Origin of the sequence: Bradyrhizobium cosmicum, assembly GCF_032290525.1 — a bacterium.
GTDB classification, from domain to species: domain Bacteria; phylum Pseudomonadota; class Alphaproteobacteria; order Rhizobiales; family Xanthobacteraceae; genus Bradyrhizobium; species Bradyrhizobium cosmicum_A.
Window position 1 is genome coordinate 1 of record NZ_JASXTA010000585.1, and the last position, 237, is coordinate 237.

Here is a 237-nt window from a genome sequence, read left to right on the forward strand (position 1 = left end):
CTCTCGGCCCGCTACGAGAAGGCGCGCCGGGGCGAGTTGGTTGTGGCGGCGCCGGTGGGCTTCGTGAAGGCTGGCGACCGTTACGAGAAGGATCCGGATCGGCGTGTCCAGGAAGCGATCAAGCTGGTGTTCGACAAGGTCGAGGAACTGGGCAGCGCGCGACAGGCGCTCTGCTGGCTCCACGAGTACAATCTCGACCTGCCGGTAAAGCAGTCCAACGGCGACACGGCCTGGCGG

The 237-nt window shown here is 66.2% G+C and carries 1 pseudogene; it reads left to right on the forward strand.

Annotated features, from left to right (window positions below):
- Positions 1-237 (forward strand): annotated as a pseudogene (locus QSV46_RS41015) (recombinase family protein); the annotation flags it as partial.